Annotated in this window: 15 protein-coding genes, 1 tRNA gene and 2 rRNA genes; 10 read left to right on the top strand and 8 right to left on the bottom strand. The window is 72.1% G+C overall.

Features of this window, described 5'->3' with window-relative positions; translation table 11 throughout:
- The 6 genes from C4T42_RS09785 to C4T42_RS09760 all read left to right on the top strand — a co-directional run.
- Positions 1 to 105 (top strand): 23S ribosomal RNA (locus tag C4T42_RS09785); the annotation flags it as partial.
- Positions 106 to 238: 133 nt separating this feature from the next.
- A 5S ribosomal RNA gene (gene rrf, locus C4T42_RS09780) occupies positions 239 to 354 on the top strand.
- A 113-nt stretch (positions 355 to 467) separates the two neighbouring features.
- Positions 468 to 544 (top strand) — tRNA-Met (locus C4T42_RS09775).
- A gap of 551 nt (positions 545 to 1,095) precedes the next feature.
- Positions 1,096 to 1,575, top strand: coding sequence for a MucR family transcriptional regulator (locus C4T42_RS09770; RefSeq protein ID WP_020095549.1), 480 nt, complete (start codon positions 1,096 to 1,098; stop codon positions 1,573 to 1,575).
- A gap of 131 nt (positions 1,576 to 1,706) precedes the next feature.
- Positions 1,707 to 3,164, top strand: a complete 1,458-nt coding sequence (locus tag C4T42_RS09765) for a Do family serine endopeptidase (RefSeq protein WP_020095548.1) — start codon at positions 1,707 to 1,709, stop codon at positions 3,162 to 3,164.
- Positions 3,165 to 3,251: 87 nt separating this feature from the next.
- Positions 3,252 to 4,595: a replication-associated recombination protein A gene (locus C4T42_RS09760; protein ID WP_056529899.1), complete on the top strand. Its 1,344-nt coding sequence runs from the start codon at positions 3,252 to 3,254 to the stop codon at positions 4,593 to 4,595.
- Positions 4,596 to 4,602: 7 nt separating this feature from the next.
- Here the strand turns inward: C4T42_RS09760 and C4T42_RS09755 are convergent, their stop codons facing one another.
- Entirely contained in the window at positions 4,603 to 5,067 is a 465-nt protein-coding gene (locus C4T42_RS09755) for an Lrp/AsnC ligand binding domain-containing protein (RefSeq protein WP_020095546.1), read from the bottom strand.
- A 250-nt stretch (positions 5,068 to 5,317) separates the two neighbouring features.
- On the opposite strand from C4T42_RS09755, the gene C4T42_RS09750 reads away from it, so the two are divergent.
- Entirely contained in the window at positions 5,318 to 6,328 is a 1,011-nt protein-coding gene (locus C4T42_RS09750) for a 1-aminocyclopropane-1-carboxylate deaminase (RefSeq protein WP_020095545.1), read from the top strand.
- A 372-nt stretch (positions 6,329 to 6,700) separates the two neighbouring features.
- On the top strand, positions 6,701 to 8,470 hold the full coding sequence (gene ggt, locus C4T42_RS09745) for a gamma-glutamyltransferase (protein WP_103985064.1): 1,770 nt from the start codon (positions 6,701 to 6,703) through the stop codon (positions 8,468 to 8,470).
- Between the two features lie 107 nt (positions 8,471 to 8,577).
- Here ggt and purD read toward each other — a convergent pair whose 3' ends face one another.
- The 3 genes from purD to C4T42_RS09730 all read right to left on the bottom strand — a co-directional run bounded on the left by purD (position 8,578) and on the right by C4T42_RS09730 (position 11,600).
- Positions 8,578 to 9,852 carry a phosphoribosylamine--glycine ligase gene (gene purD, locus C4T42_RS09740; protein WP_103985063.1) on the bottom strand — a complete coding sequence of 425 codons (1,275 nt, stop codon included), beginning with the start codon at positions 9,850 to 9,852 and terminating at the stop codon, positions 8,578 to 8,580.
- A 109-nt stretch (positions 9,853 to 9,961) separates the two neighbouring features.
- Entirely contained in the window at positions 9,962 to 10,288 is a 327-nt protein-coding gene (locus C4T42_RS09735; protein ID WP_020095542.1) for a hypothetical protein, read from the bottom strand.
- Between the two features lie 85 nt (positions 10,289 to 10,373).
- Positions 10,374 to 11,600 (bottom strand): oxalate decarboxylase family bicupin, encoded by a 1,227-nt coding sequence (locus C4T42_RS09730; protein ID WP_056529912.1) that lies wholly within the window; start codon positions 11,598 to 11,600, stop codon positions 10,374 to 10,376.
- 205 nt (positions 11,601 to 11,805) lie between these two features.
- Here C4T42_RS09730 and C4T42_RS09725 point away from each other — a divergent pair, with 205 nt between their 5' ends.
- A complete protein-coding gene (locus C4T42_RS09725; RefSeq protein ID WP_103985062.1) occupies positions 11,806 to 13,074 on the top strand; it encodes an efflux RND transporter periplasmic adaptor subunit in 1,269 nt (422 codons plus the stop codon).
- 137 nt (positions 13,075 to 13,211) lie between these two features.
- Positions 13,212 to 15,641: a membrane-bound PQQ-dependent dehydrogenase, glucose/quinate/shikimate family gene (locus C4T42_RS09720; protein ID WP_103985061.1), complete on the top strand. Its 2,430-nt coding sequence runs from the start codon at positions 13,212 to 13,214 to the stop codon at positions 15,639 to 15,641.
- A gap of 91 nt (positions 15,642 to 15,732) precedes the next feature.
- On the opposite strand, the gene C4T42_RS09715 is transcribed toward C4T42_RS09720, so the two are convergent.
- The 4 genes from C4T42_RS09715 to C4T42_RS09700 all read right to left on the bottom strand — a co-directional run bounded on the left by C4T42_RS09715 (position 15,733) and on the right by C4T42_RS09700 (position 20,755).
- Positions 15,733 to 16,668 carry a dihydrodipicolinate synthase family protein gene (locus C4T42_RS09715; protein ID WP_103985060.1) on the bottom strand — a complete coding sequence of 312 codons (936 nt, stop codon included), beginning with the start codon at positions 16,666 to 16,668 and terminating at the stop codon, positions 15,733 to 15,735.
- A 115-nt stretch (positions 16,669 to 16,783) separates the two neighbouring features.
- Positions 16,784 to 19,048 (bottom strand): xanthine dehydrogenase family protein molybdopterin-binding subunit, encoded by a 2,265-nt coding sequence (locus C4T42_RS09710; RefSeq protein WP_103985059.1) that lies wholly within the window; start codon positions 19,046 to 19,048, stop codon positions 16,784 to 16,786.
- 172 nt (positions 19,049 to 19,220) lie between these two features.
- A complete protein-coding gene (locus C4T42_RS09705; RefSeq protein ID WP_103985058.1) occupies positions 19,221 to 20,264 on the bottom strand; it encodes a xanthine dehydrogenase family protein subunit M in 1,044 nt (347 codons plus the stop codon).
- Positions 20,261 to 20,755 (bottom strand): (2Fe-2S)-binding protein, encoded by a 495-nt coding sequence (locus C4T42_RS09700; protein ID WP_042673359.1) that lies wholly within the window; start codon positions 20,753 to 20,755, stop codon positions 20,261 to 20,263. The genes C4T42_RS09705 and C4T42_RS09700 overlap by 4 nt, the downstream gene beginning before the upstream one ends.
- Between the last annotated feature and the right edge of the window lie 85 nt (positions 20,756 to 20,840).

The following is a 20,840-nucleotide window of genomic DNA, read 5'->3' as shown; positions in this document are numbered from 1 at the left end:
ACCTCCCTTGAGGGCCGTGGAAGACGACCACGTCGATAGGCCGGGGGTGCAAGCGCGGCGACGCGTTGAGCCGACCGGTACTAATCGCCCGATTGGCTTGATCGCTCTCGTGATCCGTGTCCGCGAGGCACGGTTGCAGAAAGACCCGCAGCGCCAGACGCTGCATGCTTGCCGAACTGAGCACTCGCCGTCGCAGCACCCTGCGCCGCCCAGTGCCAAACGAGTTGCGATGCGCCGGTCTGGTGGCCTGAGCGGCGTGCCCAGAACCCGATCCCATCTCGAACTCGGCCGTTAAACACGCCAGCGCCTATGGTACTGTGTCTCAAGACACGGGAGAGTCGGTCGCCGCCAGACCTGCCCATCGCAATGCACACACCTTCCCTCAGCACGAACACCGATCCGGCCCCCGGACACGGCGCACGCTCACACAGAGCCCGCGTCGACCCGGACCAGCCGTACAGACTTGGCGCGGGGTGGAGCAGCCCGGTAGCTCGTCAGGCTCATAACCTGAAGGTCACAGGTTCAAATCCTGTCCCCGCAACCAAATCCGACACGCAGAACCCGCCGCGCTTAACAGCGCGGCGGGTTCTGCGTTTGTCCAGCCACAGACTGGGCCCGAACGCCCGGGCGAGTTCGCGATCAGGTTGCGCCACTGGCGCACCGTCGGTCCGCTTCCAGACCCTCCGTCGCTCACCGCCGAGGTGCGACCGCCACAAAGCGTCGCTGAGGTTGTCCTATCGGCTTTGAGGTATCGGCCAGCGACGCTCTGCGAATGCACAATCGATGGGCAGAAACGGCCTCGTAAGCTCTATAGCCGGCACCGCATCGCACCTTCGGCTGTAGAGTGCAGGCCGCGTCAGGTCGCAGGGATAATTCGGCAATATCGATTGCGCACAAGCGAGACCCTGACAGGCATTACTCCTTGAGGTTGAGCGATCAAGATCGCTCTTATTACGCTATTTGGGACCGTATACCCCAGTTCCGAATTTAAGACTTGACGCTTCTTGCGAATGCGATTGTATCAGGCGTCCGAATCGCGACGCAGTGCTTGCGTTCTGGCGAGTTTCGTCATCACGAGAAGGCAACGCACGAGACATGGCCCAGTCGAACGGCGGCTCTCTCCGCCTCGTCACGCTCGCCTCCGAGATCGTCTCGGCCTATGTGAGCCACAATCACGTGCAGAGCGCGGATCTGCCCGGCCTCCTCAACGAGGTGCACGCGGCGATTCGGGGGGTCTGCGACGCCGGCCAGAGCCCGCCGATCGCCAAGGCGACCGCGCAGGAGATCCGGCGCTCGATCAATCCGGACTTCCTGATCTCGTTCGAGGACGGGAAGCCCTACAAGACGCTGCGCCGGCACCTCACCCTGCGCGGCCTGACGCCGGAGGCCTACCGCGCCAAGTGGGGCCTCGCCTCGGACTACCCGATGACGGCCCAGAGCTATTCCGAGCAGCGCTCGCAGCTCGCCCGCTCCCTGGGCCTCGGGCAGCCGCGCGCCGCGGCGCCGGAACCCGAAGCCGAGCCCGCGCCGCAGCCCGCCGGGAAGCGGCGGGCGCGCAGCAAGGAAGCCGTCTGACGGCGACACGCCCCGCCTGCGGCGAAGGTGTCGTCGACCTGCCGCAATCGGCCTCGATAGCGTGGGGCCGCACGGTGCGCCTGCCTTGTCTCGGCCTGGACGGCGCGCCCGCCCAGACGCCGGAGCCCTGCATGCTGACCCGCCTCACCCTGCCCGCCCTCGTCGCAGCCCTGCTGGCCGCCAGCCCGGCCGCGGCGCAGATGGCGCGGACGGAGACCCGGGAGCCCGCGAAGGACGGCACCGCGAAGGTCGTGCCGCTCAGCAAGGCCGACGTGCAGCTCTCCTTCGCCCCCGTGGTGAAGCGGGCCGCGCCCTCGGTGGTGAACGTCTACGCCTCCCACGTGGACAAGCGCTCCAGCGCGCGCACCAGCGCCATGGAGGAGTTCATGCGCCGCTTCTTCGGTGAGCCGGAGGGCGGCCGCGGCCCCCGGGGTGACCGGGCGCAGCGCTCCCTGGGCTCGGGCGTGCTGGTCGATGCCGACGGGCTCGTGATCACCAACAACCACGTCATCGACAACATGAACGAGGTGCGGATCGCCCTGGCGGATCGCCGCGAGTTCGAGGCCACGATCGTGATGCGCGACACCCGCACCGACCTCGCGGTGCTCAAGATCAAGGAACCGCCGAAGGGCCTCGTGCCGATGCCGTTCGGCGATGCCGACGCCCTGGAGGTCGGCGACTTCGTGATGGCGATCGGCAACCCGTTCGGCGTCGGCCAGACGGTGACGCAGGGCATCGTCTCGGCGCTGGCGCGCACGCAGGTCGGCTCGGCGGACTATCAGTACTTCATCCAGACCGACGCGGCGATCAACCCGGGCAATTCCGGCGGCGCGCTGGTCGATCTGCGCGGCCAACTCGTCGGCATCAACACCGCGATCTACTCGCAATCCGGCGGGAGCCACGGCATCGGCTTCGCGATCCCGGTGGGCATGGTCAAGGCGGTGGTCGACGCCGCCCGGGACGGGGCGAACGTCGTGCGCCGGCCCTGGCTCGGGGCGCGCATCCAGAGCGTGACGCCCGACATCGCCGACAGCATGGGCCTCGACCACCCGACCGGCGTGCTGGTGGCGAGCCTCCAGCCCAAGAGCCCGGCCGAGGAGGCGGGCCTGAAGCGCGGCGACCTGATCCTCACGGTCGACGGCCAGGAGGTCGCCGATCCGGAGGCCTTCGGCTACCGCTTCGCCCTGAAGGGCGTGCAGGGCCACGCCCGGTTCGGGATCCTGCGCGGCACGACCCGTCAGACGGTCCCGGTCAAGCTCGCCCCGGCTCCCGAGACGCGTCCCCGGGACGCGCTCAAGGTGAAGACCCGCTCGCCGTTCGTCGGCGCGACCCTCGTCAACACCTCGCCGGCGGTGGCCGAGGAGATGCAGGTGGACTTCCCGGCCGAGGGCGTGGCCGTGCAGGCGGTGGACGAGAACTCCATCGCGGCTCGGGTCGGGCTGCAGAAGGGCGACGTGATCGTAGCGGTCAACGGCGTGCCGATGGCGACCACGAAGGACCTCGACCGGGTCACCCGCAACAGCCTCAATTCCTGGGAGGTCGCGATCAACCGCAACGGCGAGATCCTGACCTCGGTGTTCGGCGGCTGATCCCGTCGCGGGGCGCCGAGCCCGTGGCCGTGGGCAAGCCCCGGCTCCCGGCTTGCGCCCCCGGCCGCGCCCGGTGTTGATGCGCGGATGTCCGACCTGTTCGCCTCCGCGGAGACACCCGCCGCGCCGGATCCCGGCCGCCCCCCCGGCGCCGAGGCCGCCCGCCCGCTGGCGGACCGGCTGCGCCCGCAGACCCTCGCCGAGGTCGTCGGCCAGGAACACCTGACCGGGGAGGGCGGGGCGCTCACGCGCCTGCTGCGGGGACGGACGCTCGGCTCGCTGATCTTCTGGGGGCCGCCCGGCACCGGCAAGACCACGGTTGCGCGGCTGCTCGCCCAGGGCACCGACCTGCATTTCGAGCAGATCTCGGCGATCTTCTCCGGCGTGCCCGACCTGCGGAAGGTGTTCGAGGCGGCGCGCAAGCGGCGGGCGACCGGGCAGGGGACCCTGCTGTTCGTCGACGAGATCCACCGGTTCAACCGGGCCCAGCTCGACGCCTTCCTGCCGGTGATGGAGGACGGGACCGTCACGCTGGTGGGCGCGACGACGGAGAACCCGTCCTTCGAGCTGAACGCCGCGCTCCTGTCCCGCGCCCGGGTGCTGCTGTTCCGGGCCCTCGATCCGGGCGCCGTCGCGCGGCTGCTGGTCCGGGCCGAGGCGCTGACGGGCCAGGCCCTGCCGCTTACCGAGGAGGCGCGCGGCGTTCTGGTCCGCATGGCCGACGGCGACGGCCGCGCGGCCCTGACCCTGGCGGAAGAGGTCTGGCGCTCGGCCCGCCCCGGCGAGACCCTCGACGCCGAGGCGCTGCAAGCGATCGTGCAGCGGCGCGCGCCCATCTACGACAAGGCGCAGGAGGGCCACTACAACCTAATCTCGGCGCTCCACAAGACCGTGCGCGGCTCGGATCCGGACGCGGCGCTCTACTATCTCTGCCGGATGCTCGATGCCGGGGAGGACCGGCTGTTCATCGCCCGCCGGCTCGTGCGCATGGCGGTGGAGGATATCGGGCTCGCCGACCCGCAGGCGCTGGTGGTGGCCAACGCCGCCAAGGACGCGTTCGACTTCCTCGGCAGCCCCGAGGGCGAGCTGGCCCTCGCCCAGGCGGCGATCTACCTCGCCTGCGCGCCGAAATCGAACGCCGTCTACGAGGCCTACAAGGCCGCGACGCGGCTGGCCAAGGAGGCGGGCTCCCTGCCGCCGCCGCGGACCATCCTCAACGCGCCGACCAAGCTGATGAAGCGGATCGGCTACGGCGAGGGCTACCGCTACGACCACGACGAGCCCGACGCCTTCTCGGGCCAGGATTACTGGCCCGACGCGCTCGGGCGCCAGCACCTCTACCAGCCGACCGAGCGGGGCTACGAGACCCGGCTCGCCGAGCGCCTCGACCGGTGGGAGGCGCTGCGCAAGGCGCGGCGCGGGGAGGGGTAGAGGGCCCTCACAGATCGAGCGGCGCGTTGTCGATCACCTCCTTCATCACGAAGAAGGTCCGGGTCTGGCGCACCCCCGGCAGGCCGATCAGCGTGGCGCTGTGGAGGCGGTTGAAGTCGGCCATGTCGGAGACCCGGATCTTCAGCATGTAGTCGAAGTCTCCGGCCACGAGGTGGCAGTCGAGGAGCGCGGGGATCGCGCGCACGGCCGCCTCGAACTCCGAGAAGCTCTCGGGCGTCGAGCGGTCGAGCACGACGCCGACGAAGACCAGGGTGCCGCGCCCGACCCGCATCGGATCGATCAGCGCCCGGACCGCCCGCACGAACCCGTCCGCGAACAGGCGCTGGATCCGGCGATGGCAGGTGGCCGCGCTAGTGCCGACCCGCTCGGCGATCTCGGCATTCGCCATGCGCCCGTCCGTCTGGAGGAGGCGGAGGATCTTCTGGTCGATCCGGTCGAGCCCTGCGGACATGGATGATTCTTCCGGATGCGACGCGAAATCCGGAATACTCCGTAGCCAGCCTGGTCAGCAGCGCAAGTCAAGATCTGTTCGCGCTCGAAGATCGAGAGCACCTTTCATCCCGGATCGAGTAGTTTCTCCCCGCGCCTCGAAGACGGAGCCGGGCCTCGCGCCGGGCCGTCGCCGAGGCCTCGCTTCGACGCGCCCGGGCGGACCGAGACCGCTGCTGCCCCGGGGGCGCCCCGAGACCCGGAGAGACCCGATGCTGGACAAGTTCGAGCGCTATCCCCTGACCTTCGGCCCGACGCCGATCGAGCCGCTCAAGCGCCTGACGGCCCATCTCGGCGGCGAGGTCGAGTTGTACGCCAAGCGCGAGGATTGCAATTCCGGGCTCGCCTACGGCGGCAACAAGCTGCGCAAGCTCGAGTACATCGTGCCGGACGCGATCAAGAGCGGCGCCGACACGCTTGTGTCGATCGGCGGCGTGCAGTCGAACCACACCCGTATGGTCGCGGCGGTGGCCGCCAAGATCGGGATGAAGTGCCGGCTGATCCAGGAGGCCTGGGTGCCCCACGAGGATGCCGTCTACGACCGGGTCGGCAACATCCTCCTGTCGCGGATCATGGGCGCGCAGACGCAGCTCGTGGATGACGGGTTCGACATCGGCATCCGCGATTCGTGGAAGCGGGCGCTCGCCGAGGTCGAGGCCGAGGGCGGCAAGCCCTACGCGATCCCGGCCGGCGCCTCCGTGCACAAGTACGGCGGGCTCGGCTACGTCGGCTTCGCGGAGGAGGTGCGCAAGCAGGAGGCCGAGATGGGCCTGCGCTTCGACTACGTGGTGGTCTGCACGGTGACGGGCTCGACCCATGCCGGCATGCTGGTGGGCTTCTCGGCCGACGGGCGCGCCCGCAACGTCATCGGCATCGACGCCTCCTGCACCCCGGCCCAGACCAAGGCCCAGGTCCTCGACATCGCCCAGAACACCGCCGCCCTGGTCGGCGCGGGCGACATCGTGGCCGACGACGTGGTGCTCAACGAGGATTACGCCTACCCGGTCTACGGCGTGCCCTCCAAGGAGACCGTGGAGGCGATCCGCCTCTCGGCCCGGCTCGAGGGGATGATCACCGACCCGGTCTACGAGGGGAAGTCGATGCAGGGCATGATCGACCTCGTGAAGAAGGGCTTCTTCCCGAAGGGCTCGAAGGTGCTCTACGCCCATCTCGGCGGCGCGCCGGCGCTGAACGGCTACAGCTACACGTTCCGCAACGGCTGAGGCCTTCGGCGGCGCCGTCCTTGCGAGCGGAGCGAAGCAATCCAGCAGCGCCACGCTTCCTGACGTGGCGCGACCCTGGGTCACTTCGCTGCGCTCGTGATGACGGAGAGGGGCACCTCAACCGAACCGTTCCAGCGAAACCGAGTGAGGCGGATCGGCCCGATCCCTCACCGCCCTTCGCCCCTCTCATCCTGCGGTGCTGTGCAGCGGGCTCGGAGGGGCTCGGAGGGGCTCCGGAAGTCTCGCGAGCCCTCGGAGGCTCCTTCGCGGCGGCTTCGCCGCCCCTCGGGATGCGGTGATCGGACGGGTCCAGCGACTCCAGCGCGCGGTCCCCTATATGACGGCGCGGGACCCGCACCGGAGAGGGCAGGGATGATCGCACCGGCACGCGCGCTGCTCCTCACGGCCCTGCTCGCCCTGGGCGCGCCCGCCGCGCGCTCCGCCTCGGGACCGGCCGTCGAGGCCGAGAACGGGATGGTGGTCTCGTCCCAGCGCCTCGCCTCGCAGGTGGGCGCCGACATCCTGAGGGCCGGCGGCAACGCCGTCGACGCCGCGGTGGCAGTCGCTTACGCCGAGGCGGTGGTGAACCCCTGCTGCGGCAACATCGGCGGCGGCGGTTTCCTGGTGCTCCACAGCGCCGACGGGCGCAGCCGCTTCATCAATTTCCGCGAGACCGCCCCGGCGGCCGCCACCCGGGACATGTATCTCGACGCTGCCGGCAACGTCGTGAAGGGCGCGAGCCTGCGCGGCTGGAAGGCGGCCGGCGTGCCCGGGACGGTGCTCGGACTCAACACCGCCCTCGCCGCGTACGGGACCCTGCCGCTGGCGCGGGTGATGGCGCCGGCGATCGCGCTCGCCCGGGACGGGTTCGTGCTGACCCGGGGCGACACCGACATCCTCGAATCCGGCACGAAGCTGTTCGCGGGCCAAGCGAACGTCGCCCGGATCTTCCTGCGCCCGGACGGCAGCCCCTGGCGGCCCGGGGACCGGCTGGTCCAGGCCGACCTCGCCCGCACCCTCCAGGCCATCGCGGAGCGCGGTGCGGACGCGTTCTACAAGGGCGCGATCCCGGAGGCCGTGGAGGCGGCCTCCCGGGCGGGCGGCGGCCTGCTGACGGCCTCCGACTTCGCCGCCTACACGGTGACGCAGTCCGAGCCGCTCACCTGCCGCTACCGGGGCGCCACGATCCTGTCGGCGCCCCCGCCCTCGTCCGGCGGCACCACGCTCTGCGAGATCCTCAGCATCCTCGACGGCTACGACCTGCGGGCCGCCGGATTCAACGCGGCCCGGACCGTGCACCTGATGGTCGAGGCGATGCGGCGCGCCTACGCGGACCGCAACCTGCTGCTCGGCGACCCGGCCTTCGTGGAGAACCCGGTCGACCGGCTGCTGTCGCCGGCCTACGCGGAGACGCTCCGGGCCTCGATCCGCCCGGACCGGGCGACCCCGTCGGCGGAGATCCGCCCGGACCCCGGCCCGGAGCCGCGGGAACGGCCCGAGACCACACACATCTCGGTGATGGACAAGGCCGGCAACGCGGTCGCGCTGACCTACACGATCAACGGCTATTTCGGCGCCGGGGTGATCGCCGGCGACACGGGGTTCTTCCTCAACGACGAGATGGACGACTTCACGGTCAAGACCGGGGTGCCGAACCTGTTCGGGCTCGTGCAGGGGACGAAGAACGCGATCCAGCCGGGCAAGCGCCCGCTCTCCTCCATGGCGCCCACGATCGTGCTGCGCGACGGCAAGGTCGCGCTGGTGGCGGGCTCGCCGGGGGGCTCGCGGATCATCACGATCAACGCGCAGACGCTGATCAACGTGCTCGATTTCGGCATGGAGCCGCAGGAGGCGGTGGACGCTCCGCGCATCCATCACCAGTGGCTGCCCGACACGGTCTACGCCGAGCCCTTCGCGCTCTCGGCGGACACCCAGGCCATCCTCAGGGGCATGGGCCACACGATCGTCGAGCAGAGGCCCTGGGGGGCGCAGGAGCTCATCGCGGTCCGGGCCGCGGCGCCCGCCCTGCCGGAGGCCGCGTCGTCGGGCAACGACGCCTCGCGCACGGGGCGGATGCGGCCGGGCCTGCTCTACGGTGCCAACGACAACCGCCGGCCGGCCGGCGCGGCGGTGGGGGAGTAGGGGGCGGGCGGCTTGACGCGGACAACCCCGTCATTCCGGGCACGCCGGCCTCGTCCTGGAGGGCAGGGTGGGGCCCGGAGGCACCCGCCACGAGCGAGACCGGGGGTTCAGCCCTCTTCCGCCTCCCGCGCCACGGCGCGGAACCCGATGTCGCGCCGGCAGAAACCCTCCGGCCAGTCGATCCGGGCCACCGCCGCGTAGGCGCGGGCCTTGGCGTCCGTGACGCTGTCGCCGAGGGCCGTCACCGCCAGGACCCGGCCGCCATCGGCGAGCAGCTGCCCGCCCTCGGCGCGGGTGCCGGCCTGGAACACGTGAACCCCGTCGCCCTCGGCGGCGTCGACGCCCCGGATCACCGAGCCCCGGACCACGGCGCCCGGATAGCCGGCCGCCGCCATCACCACGGTGAGGGCCGCCCGGTGCGGATCGAATTCCAGGCTCACGCCGGAGAGGTCGCCCTCGCAGGCCGAGAGCAGGGCCGGCACGAGGTCGGAGGCGAGGCGCGGCATCAGCACCTGCGCCTCGGGGTCGCCGAAGCGGGTGTTGTACTCGATCAGCTTGGGGCCGTCGGCGGTGAGCATCAGGCCGGCGTACAGGATGCCGGTGAACGGGCAGCCGCGGGCCCGCATGCCGGCAAGCGTCGGCGCGATGATCTCGGCCATGACCCGGGCCTCGATCTCCGGGGTGACCACCCGGGCCGGGGAATAGGCGCCCATGCCGCCGGTATTGGGCCCCCGGTCCCCGTCGAAGACCCGCTTATGGTCCTGGGCGGTGCCGAGGGAGATCGCCCGCGTGCCGTCGCACAGGGCGAAGAAACTCGCCTCCTCGCCGAACAGGCACTCCTCGACCACGACCTCGGCGCCGGGCTCGGCGAAGAGGCCGGTCAGCGCGTCCTCGGCCTGGTCGACGGTCTCGGCCACGGTGACGCCCTTGCCGGCGGCGAGGCCGTCGGCCTTCACGACGATCGGGGCGCCCTGCTGGCGGACATAGGCCAGCGCCGGCTCCAGGTCGGAGAAGCGCGCGAAGGCGGCCGTCGGGATGTTGCAGGCGGCGCAGAGATCCTTGGTGAAACCCTTCGAGCCCTCGAGCCGGGCGGCGTCGCGGGTCGGCCCGAAGGCGCGGATCCCGGCGGCCTTCAGGTCGTCCACCAGGCCGGCGACGAGGGGCGCCTCGGGCCCGACCACCACGAGGCCGATCGCCTCCGCCGCGCAGAAGGCGGCGACGGCCGCGTGGTCCGTGACCTTGAGGTCCGGCCGGTTGGTTCCGTGGCGGGCCGTGCCGGGATTGCCCGGCGCCGTGAACAGGCGGGTGCAGAGCGGGCTCTGGGCCAGTCGCCAGGCCAGAGCGTGCTCGCGGCCGCCGGAGCCGATCAGCAGGATATTCATGCGCACGCCACCATGGGCCCAGCTTCTGGGGGAAGCGTGCCCGCGGGAAAAGGTTTTTTTCGGGCTTTCCCCGCTCTGCGCGGATATCCCGGCGGCGCGGAGGCCGATGTCAGCAGCCGGTGCAGACGCTCGTGTTGAGGCCGCCGCCCCGCCGCACGATCCCGTTGCGACCGATATGGCGGCCCCGGTACACATCCCCGCGGACGCCCCGATAGGGCAGGTAGGGCCCGAAGGAATCGGCCTGAACGTTGCGCTGGAACGTCTGGTTCAGCGTGTTGAAGTCCGAGACCCGCTGCTGGTTGAGCGACCGGATCTGGCCCTGCAGGGCGAATGAGGCGTTGGCGGCATTCGGGTCGTTCTGCTGCACCTGCGCCGAGGCGGAGCCCGCCGGGAGGGCGAGCGCCAGGGCGAGGAGCGCGCGGGACGCGGCACGCATGGGTCCCTCCGTGCGAGAGTCGAGCGGGTTTCGGAAACGCTTGTGCGAGTCGACGCGCCAGGATCGGTCCGGGTTCCCGGGCGCGTCAACCCGGCACAACGGGGGACTTCGTCTCCGGCAGGGCCTCAAGGCGCTCGGGATCCAGCCCGGTATGGGCCTGAACCAGGGGGTGCGGGGTCAGGGCCAGCCACTGCGTCAGGGAGATGTCGGCGTAGCGCGGGCTCTTGAACATCTCCAGGAATGTCAGGGTCGTGTCGCCGGTATTCTCGATGTAGTGCCCCATGGCGAAGGGCACGTAGCCGACGTCGCCGGCCCGGTAGTCGAAGGTGCGGGCCTTCGATTCCGAGCCGAACACCGTCATCCGGCCCTGGCCGGAGAGGTAGTACTGCCACTCGTCGCTGTTCGGGTGCCAGTGCAGCTCGCGCAGCCCCCCGGGCTCGACCTCGACCAGGGCCGCCGCGATCGTCACGGAAGCCGGGAACACCGTGGAATCGGTGATGCGCACGCTGCCGCCCCGGGTGCGGACCGGCTCCTGTGCCAGCATACGGTGGCTGAAGGTCTTCGGCACCGGCCCGGAGCCGCCCATCCTGTCGGCCGCGAGCGGGCCGGGTTTCGGGCCGGGGAAGATGTAGAGCTCCTTCTCGGGGATCCTGGCGAAGGCGCTCTCGGGCAGGCCGAAATTCTTGGCGAGCACGTCCCGGGGCGTGTGGGCCAGCCAGTCGGTCAGCAGGAAGGTGGAATCCTCCGAGAAACCGCCGTCGTCGAAGACGAGCAGGAACTCGCACCCGTCGATCCCGTCGGCGGCGAGTCCCTGGATGGAGTGCGGGATGCCGCCCGGGAAGTACCAGAGGTCGCCCGCGCCGACATCGTCCGCGAAGGTGCGCCCGTCCTGGTCGACCGCGGTGATCCGGGCCTTGCCCTTGATCATGTAGGCCCACTCGGATTCCTTGTGCCAGTGCATCTCGCGGACCGCGCCGGCCTTGAGCCGCATGTTGACCCCGGCCATGGCCTTGGAGACCGGCAGCTCGCGGATCGTGGTCTGGCGCGCCCAGCCGCCCTCCTCCAGCCGCATGTGGCTGTCCGCGAAGGACCACTTCAGGTTCGGCATGGTGCCGTGGTCGGTGGCGGGCGGCGCCAGGGTGAACGGCTCCTCGGCGGCGCGGGGCCGGTTCTGCGGGCCCAGGATGTCGGCGCCTTTGCCGCCGCGCTCGGGGAGGCGCGGGGCCGGCCCGGCGGATTGCGCCGCGGCGGAGGACGCGGCCATCGCGCCGCCGGCGGCTGCGATGACGGCGCGCCTGGAGATCTCGGTCATCGTGGATGGGTCCCTGAGTCCGTGGCAGGGAAACCGGTCGCGTGCTCGGAGGATCCGCGGGCGGGCCGCGCTGTGCGCTGCGGCATCTCGCCCGGAGCCCGCGCGCGGTCTATGCATTGAAGACGGCGCATTGAATACGGCGGCGCACGCGTCCCGGCCGGGCGCCGAGGCGGCGGTTCAGGCGCGGCGCGACCCGAGGGCGAGGATGGCGGACCGAGACAGTTCAGCCACGGACGGAACCGTCCCGCCCGCCCGCGGCGGCCGCCGGTGGCTCGCCCTGCTGGCGCTGGCGGGCCTCGGCGTCCTCGGATACCGCCTGTGGCCGGACGCGTCGCGCGCAGCGAGTCCGCCGGCCGCCGAGGCGAAGCCGCCGACCGTGCGGGTCGCCGCCGCGGCCCGGGCCTCCGACACCCTGAGCCTGACCCAGACGGGCACCACCCAGGCGTTCGACATCGCGAACCTCTACCCGCGGGCGACCGGCTACATCGTCGAGCGCAAGGTCGATATCGGCTCGCACGTGAAGGCGGGCGACCTGCTGTTCCGGATCAGCGCGCCCGACCTCGACCAGCAGCTGGTCCAGGCCCAGTCGCAGGTGCTGCAGCTCCAGGCGGCGCTGATCCAGGCGCGGGCGATGGTGGACCAGGCCGAGGCCAACCGCCACCTCGCCGACGTGACCAACCGGCGGACCTCGACGCTGGCCGGCACCGGGGTCGAGACCCGGCAGAACGCCGACACCTCCCAGGCCGGGGTGCTGGCGCAGACCGCCAACGTCGACGCCGCCAGGGCCGCCGTGAAAGTCGCGGAGGCCAACATCGCCGCCCAGGAGGCGCAGGTCGCCCGGCTCAAGGTCCTGACCGGCTTCGAGGAGATCCGCGCGCCCTTCGACGGGGTGGTGACGGCCCGCAACAACGACGTCGGCGACGCGGTCACGGCGGACACGAATACGGGGGCGCCGCTCCTCACGCTGAACCGGGACGACGTACTGCGCATGGCGGTGAACGTGCCGCTCTACGCCGCCGACGGCGTCCGCGACGGGCTGGCCGCCTCGGTCGAGGTGGCGCAGATCCCGGGTCGGATCTTCCCCGGCACGGTCTCGCGCTCGTCGACGACGCTGCTCTCGGCCGCGCGCACGCTGGTCACGCAGGTCGACATCCCCAACCCCGACGGGGCGCTGCGGCCGGGACTCTACATCACGATCACGCTGGAGATCCCGCGGGTCTCGCCCGCCGTGACGGTGCCGAACGACGCGCTGATCTTCGACCAGCACGGGACCCGCGTGGCCGTGGTCGAGGCGGCCGGGGACGGGGGCGGCGTGGTGCGGATGCACCCCGTCACGATCTTCCGCCAGACCCGCACGCTCCTGGAGCTGCGCGACGGTCTGAACGGCGGCGAGCGCGTCGTCGTGGGCCCGCCGGCCTCGCTGCGCGACGGCGACAGGGTCACCCTGCGTCCGGAGGACCGGGCCGGGGCGTGAGCGGCGGCGCCCGGCAGCCTTGTCCAGCCTTGGGACAGCTACGGCGGCGATAAGCCGTCGGGCATGCGGCGGCGCCGTGGGGGCTCAGCTTCCGGCGCCGCCGTGACCGGCCGGCTCAGGAAGCGGATACCACCGCCGTGGCACTCGGAACGATAGCGCTGTCGATCGCGCTGCTCGGGCTCGCCCTCGCGAGCTTCGGTCTGACACTGGCCCTCGCGGGCGGGTCCTGGTTCTACGTCGCCCTGGGCTTGGGCGTGCTGGTCTCCGGCGTCGAGCTGGTCCGGCGACGCCAGAACGGCCTCCGGATCTACGCCCTGGTGCTGGCGGCGGCCTTCGTGTGGACGCTCGGCGAGGTCGGATTCGACAAGTGGCAATGGATCCCGCGCGGGGGCCTGCTCCTCCTCGTCGGGCTCGTGCTCTGCCTGCCCTCCGTGGTGCGGCGCCTGTGCGACGCGCCCGAACGGCCCTGGACGCCCGGCCTCGGGAACGGTCCGCTCGCCCTCCGGGTCGTCGTCCTGCTGATCGCGGCCTCGGGCGCCGCGTCCTGGTTCGTCGACCCGGTCGAGACGCGGGGCAGCCTGCCGAAGGTCGCGGGGGCGGGGCCGGCCGCCGTCGATCCGAGCGGCGTTCCCTATCCGGCCGACGACTGGGTCGCCTATGGCGGCACCAATCTCGGCCAGCGCTACTCGGCGCTGGCGGATATCGGCACCGCCAATGTCCGGGGCCTCGCCGTGGCCTGGGAGCACCATACCGGCGACCTGCGCGGCGACAGCCGGGCGGATCCGAAGGAATTCACCTTCGAGGCCACGCCGATCAAGGTGAACGGGCTGCTCTACCTCTGCACGCCGCACAACATCGTCCAGGCCCTGGAGCCCGAGACCGGCCGGCTGGTCTGGGCCTTCGACCCGAAGATGGCGCGGGACGGCCAGTACCAGCACCAGACCTGCCGCGGCGTGTCCTACAACGACTCGGCCGGCTACGCGCCACCCGCCGAGACCGACGCCGACCGGGCCGCCGCCGTCGCGGCCGCGGTCGCCGAGTGCCCGCGCCGGATCATCGCGGCCTCGGTCGACGCCCGCCTCTACGCGCTGAACGCCGAGACCGGCGCCCCGTGCAGGACCTTCGGGGCGGACGGGTTCGTCGACCTGAAGTCGCAGATGCCGAACCTCCGGCGCGCCGCCTATCAGCAGACCTCGGCGCCGCTGGTGACCCGGAACCTCATCGTCCTCGGCAGCGCGATCGCCGACAACTACTACGCGGACAACCCCTCGGGCGTGATCCGCGCCTTCGACGTGCGCACCGGCGCGATCGTCTGGAAGTTCGACGCCGGCAAGCCCGACGCGACCGCGCCGCTGCGGCCCGGCGAGTCGTACGAGCCCAACTCGGCGGTGGCCTGGACGCAGTTCTCGGCCGACGAGGCGCTGGGGCTCGTCTACGTGCCATTCGGCAACCGGGCGCCCGATCAGGTGGGCGTGGCCCGGTCGAAGGCGGACGAGGCCCTCATCGACGCCCTGGCGGCGCTGGATCTGGAGACGGGCGCGCTGCGCTGGGCGTTCCGGACCGCGTATCACGACCTGTGGGACCGCGATAACCCGTCCCAGCCGGTCCTCCTCACCCTGCCGCAGGGCGAGGGGACGGTGCCGGCGATCCTGATCCCCACCAAGGTCGGCAACGTCTGGGTCCTCGACCGCCGCACCGGCGCCCCGGTCCGGCCGGTCTCCGCGGTTCCGGTCTCGACCCGGACCGACATCCCGGGGGAGACGCCGTCCCCGGTCCAGCCGATGTCGTCCCTCCGCCTCACGCCGGCGCCGCTGACGGAGGCCGGCATGTGGGGCGTCACGCCCTTCGACCAGATCCAGTGCCGCCTCGCCTTCCGGTCGAACCGCTACGACGGCAACCCGTTCACGCCGCCCCAGACGTCGGAGGGCGCGATCGTCTGGCCCGGCAATATCGGGGTGTTCAACTGGGGGTCGGTGGCGGTCGATCCGGTCCATCACTGGATGATCGCGACGCCGCAATACCTGCCCTACATCTACCGCCTGCTCCCGCGCCCGCCGGGCGAGCCGGAGAGGCGCCTCCTCGGTGCCGATCCCGAGGCGAGCCCGGTCAACGAGAATCTCGGCGGCCGCTACGCGATCTCGATCGCGCACATGCGCTCCGCCCTCGGCATCCCGTGCAGCGCGCCGCCCTGGGGCGTGCGGGTCGGCGTGAATCTCGCCGACGGCACCGTTGCCTGGAAGCGCCGCAACGGCACGGTCGCGGGGCAGAAGGTCGGCGGTCTGGCCGTCCCGCTTCCCCTGGAGATGGGCATGCTGGCCCACGGCGGCACCCTGACCACGGCGGGCGGCGTCGCGTTCACGGCCGCCACGCTCGATGACCGCATCCGCGGCTACGACATGCAGACCGGGGAGATCCTGTGGTCCACGACGTTGCCGGCCGGCGGCCAGGCCACCCCGATGACCTATCGCGGCAGGGACGGCCGGCAGTACGTGGTGATCGCAGCGGGCGGGCACGGCTCGCTCGGAACCACGCCGGGGGACTCGGTCATCGCCTTCAGGCTCGAGTGAGCCGTGGCGCCCCGCCCGCCGGAGCGGGCGAGGCGGCTTCGGCGAAGCCCCGGCCTTCCGGCCAGGGCAGGCCAGGGCAGGGCAGGGCGTTCTAGGCCGCGAGCCGGGCCCGCGCGTCGGTGCGGGCGAGGCGGCCCAGCAGGTACTCGACCTCGGCCTTCGCCTGCGCGGTCAGCGCCTGCGACGGCTTGCGCTGCGCGTCGGACGCGAAGATCCCCCGGCGCATGAAAACGTATTTGCGGACCGCGAGCCCCAGCGGGCCCTGCTGCTGCTCGTAGCGGAGATAGGGGAGGTGGGCGTCGAACAGGTCGTGGGCGGCGTCGCGCTCGCCGGCCCGGCCGAGGCGGACCACGTCGACCAGCATCTCCGGGAAGGCGTAGCCGGTATTGGCCCCGTCGGCGCCGCGCTCGGTCTCGAAATCGAGGAACAGACCGCCGTTGCCGACCAGGATCGAGATGTGGCGCATCGAGCCGTCCGCCTCGAAGCCGCGCAGCGTCGAGATCTTCTCCAGTCCCGGCCAGTCCTCGTGCTTGAGCATCACGCAGGAGGGGTTTTCCGACACGATCCGGCGGATCACGCCGGGGGTCATCTGGACCGAGAAGGTGAGGGGATAGTCCTGAAGCACGAAGGGCACGTCCGGGCCTACGGCCTCGGCGGCATTCCGAAAATAGCCGACCACCTGGTCATCGGTGCGGAGCGTGTTGGGCGGCGCGATCATCACCCCGGCCGCGCCCAGCTCCATCACCTCCCGGGCGAGCGACCGCATGGCCGCGAAGCCCGGCGCCGTGACACCGACGATCACCGGCAGCCGGGTGCGCCCGAGAACGCGCCGCGCCACAGCGATTCCCTCCGCGTGGTCGAGCTTGCCGGCCTCGCCGAGCTGGCCGAGGATCGTCAGGCCGTCGACGCCGGCCGCCCCGAAGAAGTCGGTCATCCGGTCGAGGGAGACCTCGTCGATCCGGCCGTCCGGATGGAACGGGGTCGGCGCGATCGGGACGACGCCGCCGATGTCGCTGGTGAGGGGCATGCCGGTCTCCGCGCTGCTGCGGCGGCCGCCGGCCGCCGGGTGGCATGCCCCATACTAAAAAAACCCGGGCGGCGCGACGCGCCCGGGACCGGTTCCACGCGACCGGCGCGCTGGATCAGCCCAGCAGCTTGTCGAGGGTGATCGGCATCTCGCGGACCCGCACGCCGGTGGCGTGCCAGACCGCGTTGGCGATGGCGCCCACCGTGCCGGTGATGCCGATCTCGCCGACCCCCTTCACGCCCAGGTTGTTCACCACCGCGTCGTCCTCGTGGACCAGGATCGCCTCCATGGCGGGCACGTCGGCGTTCACCGGCACGTGGTACTCGGCCAGATTGTCGTTGAGGAAGCGGCCGGTGCGCGGGTCCATCTCGGCCCGCTCGTGTAGGGCGAAGGACAGGCCCCAGATCATCCCGCCGTAATACTGGCTCTGGACGAGGCGCGGGTTGATCACCCGGCCCGCCGCGAAGGCGCCGACGAGGCGGCTCACGCGGATCTGGCCGAGATCGGGATCGACCTTCACCTCGGCGAAGACCGCGCCGTGGGCGTGCATGGCGTAGGAGGCCTGCGCGGCCGGGTCGGCGCCGGCCTTGCCCTGGCCCTCGATGCGCGACCGGCCGGCCCGCCGGAGGATGTCGGTGAAGGACTCGCTCCGGCCCGGGTCGTCGCGCCGGGTCAGCCGCCCGCCCGCGGCGGTCACGCCGGCATTGCCGGCGCCGTAGAGCGGGGAGGCGAGGTCGTTGGTGGCGAGCTCCGCGAGTTGCCGGATCACGTCGCCGGCCGCCGCGTGGACCGCGCCGCCCGCCGTGGCGGTGTGGCCCGAGCCGCCCGCGATGCCGGCATTCGGCAGGTCTGACGAGCCCATCCGGAAGGTGAGGGCGTCCATCCCGATCCCGAGGCCGTCGGCGGCGATCTGGGCGAGCGCCGTCCACGAGCCCTGGCCCATGTCGATCGCCCCGAGCTCCACCGTGCCGGTGCCGTCGGCGCGGATCTCGGCCCGGGCCATCCCCTCGAAGATCAGCGCCGGGAAGGTGGCGGTGCCCATGCCGGTGCCGACCAGGAACCCGTCCCGGTCGCGGGTCTGGCGGGGCTGCAGCGGGCGACCGGCCCAGCCGAAGGCCTCGGCGCCGCGCCGGTAGCAGTCCCGCAGGGCCTTCGAGGAGAACGGCTTGCCGGTGATCGGCTCGACCTCGGCGTAGTTGGCGAGCCGGAACTCCAGCGGGTCCATGCCGAGCTCGTGGGCCATCTCGTCCAGCGCGCTCTCCAGGGCGACGCTGCCCGTCGCCTCGCCGGGCGCGCGCATGAACAGCGGCGTGCCGGTGTCGAGCCGCACGGCCTCGTGCCGGATGGCGATGGCCGGGCTCGCGTACAGGGTGCTGGTCGCCCGGCCCGCCGGCTCGAAGAAGTCGTCGAAGCTCGACGAGGCGGTGCGGATGTGGTGGTCGAGGGCCGTCAGCTTGCCGGAGGCGTCGGCGCCGAGCCGGAGGGTCTGCCGGGTCGGTCCGCGATGGCCCATCGGGCCGTACATCTGGGTGCGGGTCGGGACGAGCTTCACCGGCCGGCCGACGAGCTTCGCCGCCATGCAGGCGAGCACCTGCGGCCCGGCGGGGACGCCCTTCGAGCCGAAGCCGCCGCCGAGATAGGGGCTCTCGATGTGGATGTCGTCGGGGCCGATGCCGAACAGCCCGGCGAGCCTTGCCTGCGACATGGCGAGCGCCTGGGTCGGCATGAACAGCGTCAGCCGGTCCCCGTCCCAGCTCGCCACCGCCGCGTGGGGCTCCATGGCGTTGTGATACTGGGCCGGCGTCTCGTAGGTGGCGGCGATCGCCTTGGACGCGGCCGCGAGTCCGGCCTCGACGTCGCCGTCCGTCTCGACGGGCGGCGCGCCGACGCCGACCGAATCCGGCGTGAAGGCCTCGCCGGAATCGAGCCCGATCCGCGGCGTCTCGGCCGCGTAGGTCGGGGCGAGCAGCCGGGCGCCCTCGGTGGCCGCCTCCAGGGTCTCGGCGATCACCACGGCGATGGGCTGGTTGGCGTAGCGGACGCGGTCGTTCTGCAGGAGGTCGAGGCGGAACGTGAACGGCCCGTCCTTGGCGTCCGGGTCCTTGGCGAGCGTCGGGGCGTGCCCCGGCCGCATCACCGCGACGACGCCGGGATGCGCCTCCGCGGCGGCCACGTCGAGGCCGGTGACGCGTCCGCGGGCGATCCGGGCGACGCAGAGCGCCGCGTGGAGGGTTCCGGGGGGCAGGTTGTCGGCGGAGAAGCGGGCCTGGCCCGTCACCTTGAGCGGGCCGTCGCGCCGGGTCAGCGGCTGGCCGATGCTGGAGCCGTGCCGGATCGCGCCGGCGGGAAGGTTCGATGCAGGCGTGGAGGTCGCGGTCATGCGGGTCTCCTCAAAGGGTTCCGGTTGAAGCCTTCGGTTGCGGTGACCCGCTCCGTCATCACGAGCGCAGCGAAGTGACCCAGGGCAGCGCGACGCCGGGCATCGTGGCGCCGCCTGGGTTGCTTCGCTCCGCTCGCAAAGACGGCCCTGGAGCCGCCGACCGGGGGCAGGGTCAGACGATGCCGAACGGGGAAGCGGGGAGGGCCGGGATCCGGGCGGGCGTGCCCGCGGCGGCCTGGGTCAGCGCGCGGATCGCCACCCGGCGGGCGAGCTCGACCTTGAAAGCGTTGGCCTCACCGGTGGGCTTGGCGCCGGCGAGCGCGGCCTCGGCGGCCTTCGCGAAGGCCTCGGGGGAGGGTGCCTGCCCGGCGAGCGCGGCTTCAGCCTCCGCCACCCGCCAGGGCTTGAGCGCCAGCCCGCCCAGGGCGAGCCGGGCCTGTCCGATCCGGCCGCCGGCCTCCAGGGTGAGGGCGGCCGCCGCCGAGACCACCGCGAAGGCGTAGGAGGTGCGGTCGCGGACCTTGAGGTAGCGGGCATTGCCCCGGAACGCGGCCGCCTCGGGGGGCAGGCGCAGGGCGGTGATCAGCTCGCCGGGCCGCAGAGCGGTCTCCCGCTCCGGGTGGTCGCCGGGAAGGTGGTGGAACGCGGTGAGCGGCACCTCCCGGGCACCGTCCGGCCCGGCGATCTCGACCACCGCGTCGAGGGCGGCGAGCGGCACGCAGAAGTCGGACGGGTGGGTGGCGATGCAGTGCTCGCTCCAGCCCTGGACCGCGTGGATGCGGGTGGCGTGCCCCAGGGCCGCGCAGCCGGAGCCGGGCGCGCGCTTGTTGCAGGGCGAGACCGCGTCGGTGAAGTACTGGCAGCGGGTGCGCTGCATCAGGTTGCCGCCGACCGTGGCGGCGTTGCGCAGCTGCGCCGAGGCGCCGGCCAGCAGGGCCTCGGCCACCATCGGGTAGGCCTTGGCGAAGGCCGGGTCGTGGGCGAGGTCGCTGTTGCGGACCAGGGCCCCGACCCGGGCGGTGCCGTCCGGCAGCCGCTCGATGGCCGAGAGGCCGGGGAGGCGGGTGATGTCGACGACCCGCTCCGGGGTGGCGACACCGCCCTTCATCAGGTCGACGAGGTTGGTGCCGGCGGCGAGGAAGGCGGTGCCCGGCTGCTGGCCGGCCGCCACGGCCTCGGGCACGCTCGCGGGGCGGATGTAGTCGAAGGTCCTCACGCCGCGTCCTCCCGCTGCTCCGAGGTCCGGGCGGCCGCGTCCTGCACGGCGTCCAGGATCCCCGCGTAGGCGCCGCAGCGGCAGAGATTGCCGCTCATGCCCTCGCGGATGCGCTCCGGATCGGTGCCGGCCTGGCCCTCGCGGATCAGGCCGACCGCGCTCATGATCTGGCCCGGCGTGCAGAAGCCGCACTGGAAGCCGTCATGGGCGATGAAGGCCGCCTGGACCGGGTGCAGCCGGTCACCCTCGGCGAGCCCCTCGATGGTCAGGATCTCGGCGCCGTCGAGGCTCGCGGCGAGGGTCAGGCAGCTGTTGATCCGGCGCCCGTCCACCAGGACCGTGCAGGCGCCGCACTGGCCGCGGTCGCAGCCCTTCTTGGCGCCCGTCAGACCGAGGCGCTCGCGCAGGAGATCGAGGAGGGTGACGCGCGGATCGTCGAGGGCGATCTCGCGCGGCTGCCCGTTCAGGGTGAGCCTGAGGGGAATGGTCATGCGGGGGTCCCGGCTACCGAGGCTGGAACCGTTACAGATAGCCGCCGCCCCGCTTCCGGCGAGACCTTAAGCAGAAAGCGATGTG

The organism is Methylobacterium sp. 190mf, assembly GCF_900107945.1.
Classification (GTDB): domain Bacteria; phylum Pseudomonadota; class Alphaproteobacteria; order Rhizobiales; family Beijerinckiaceae; genus Methylobacterium.
This window is presented reverse-complemented; position numbering and strand designations above follow the sequence as displayed.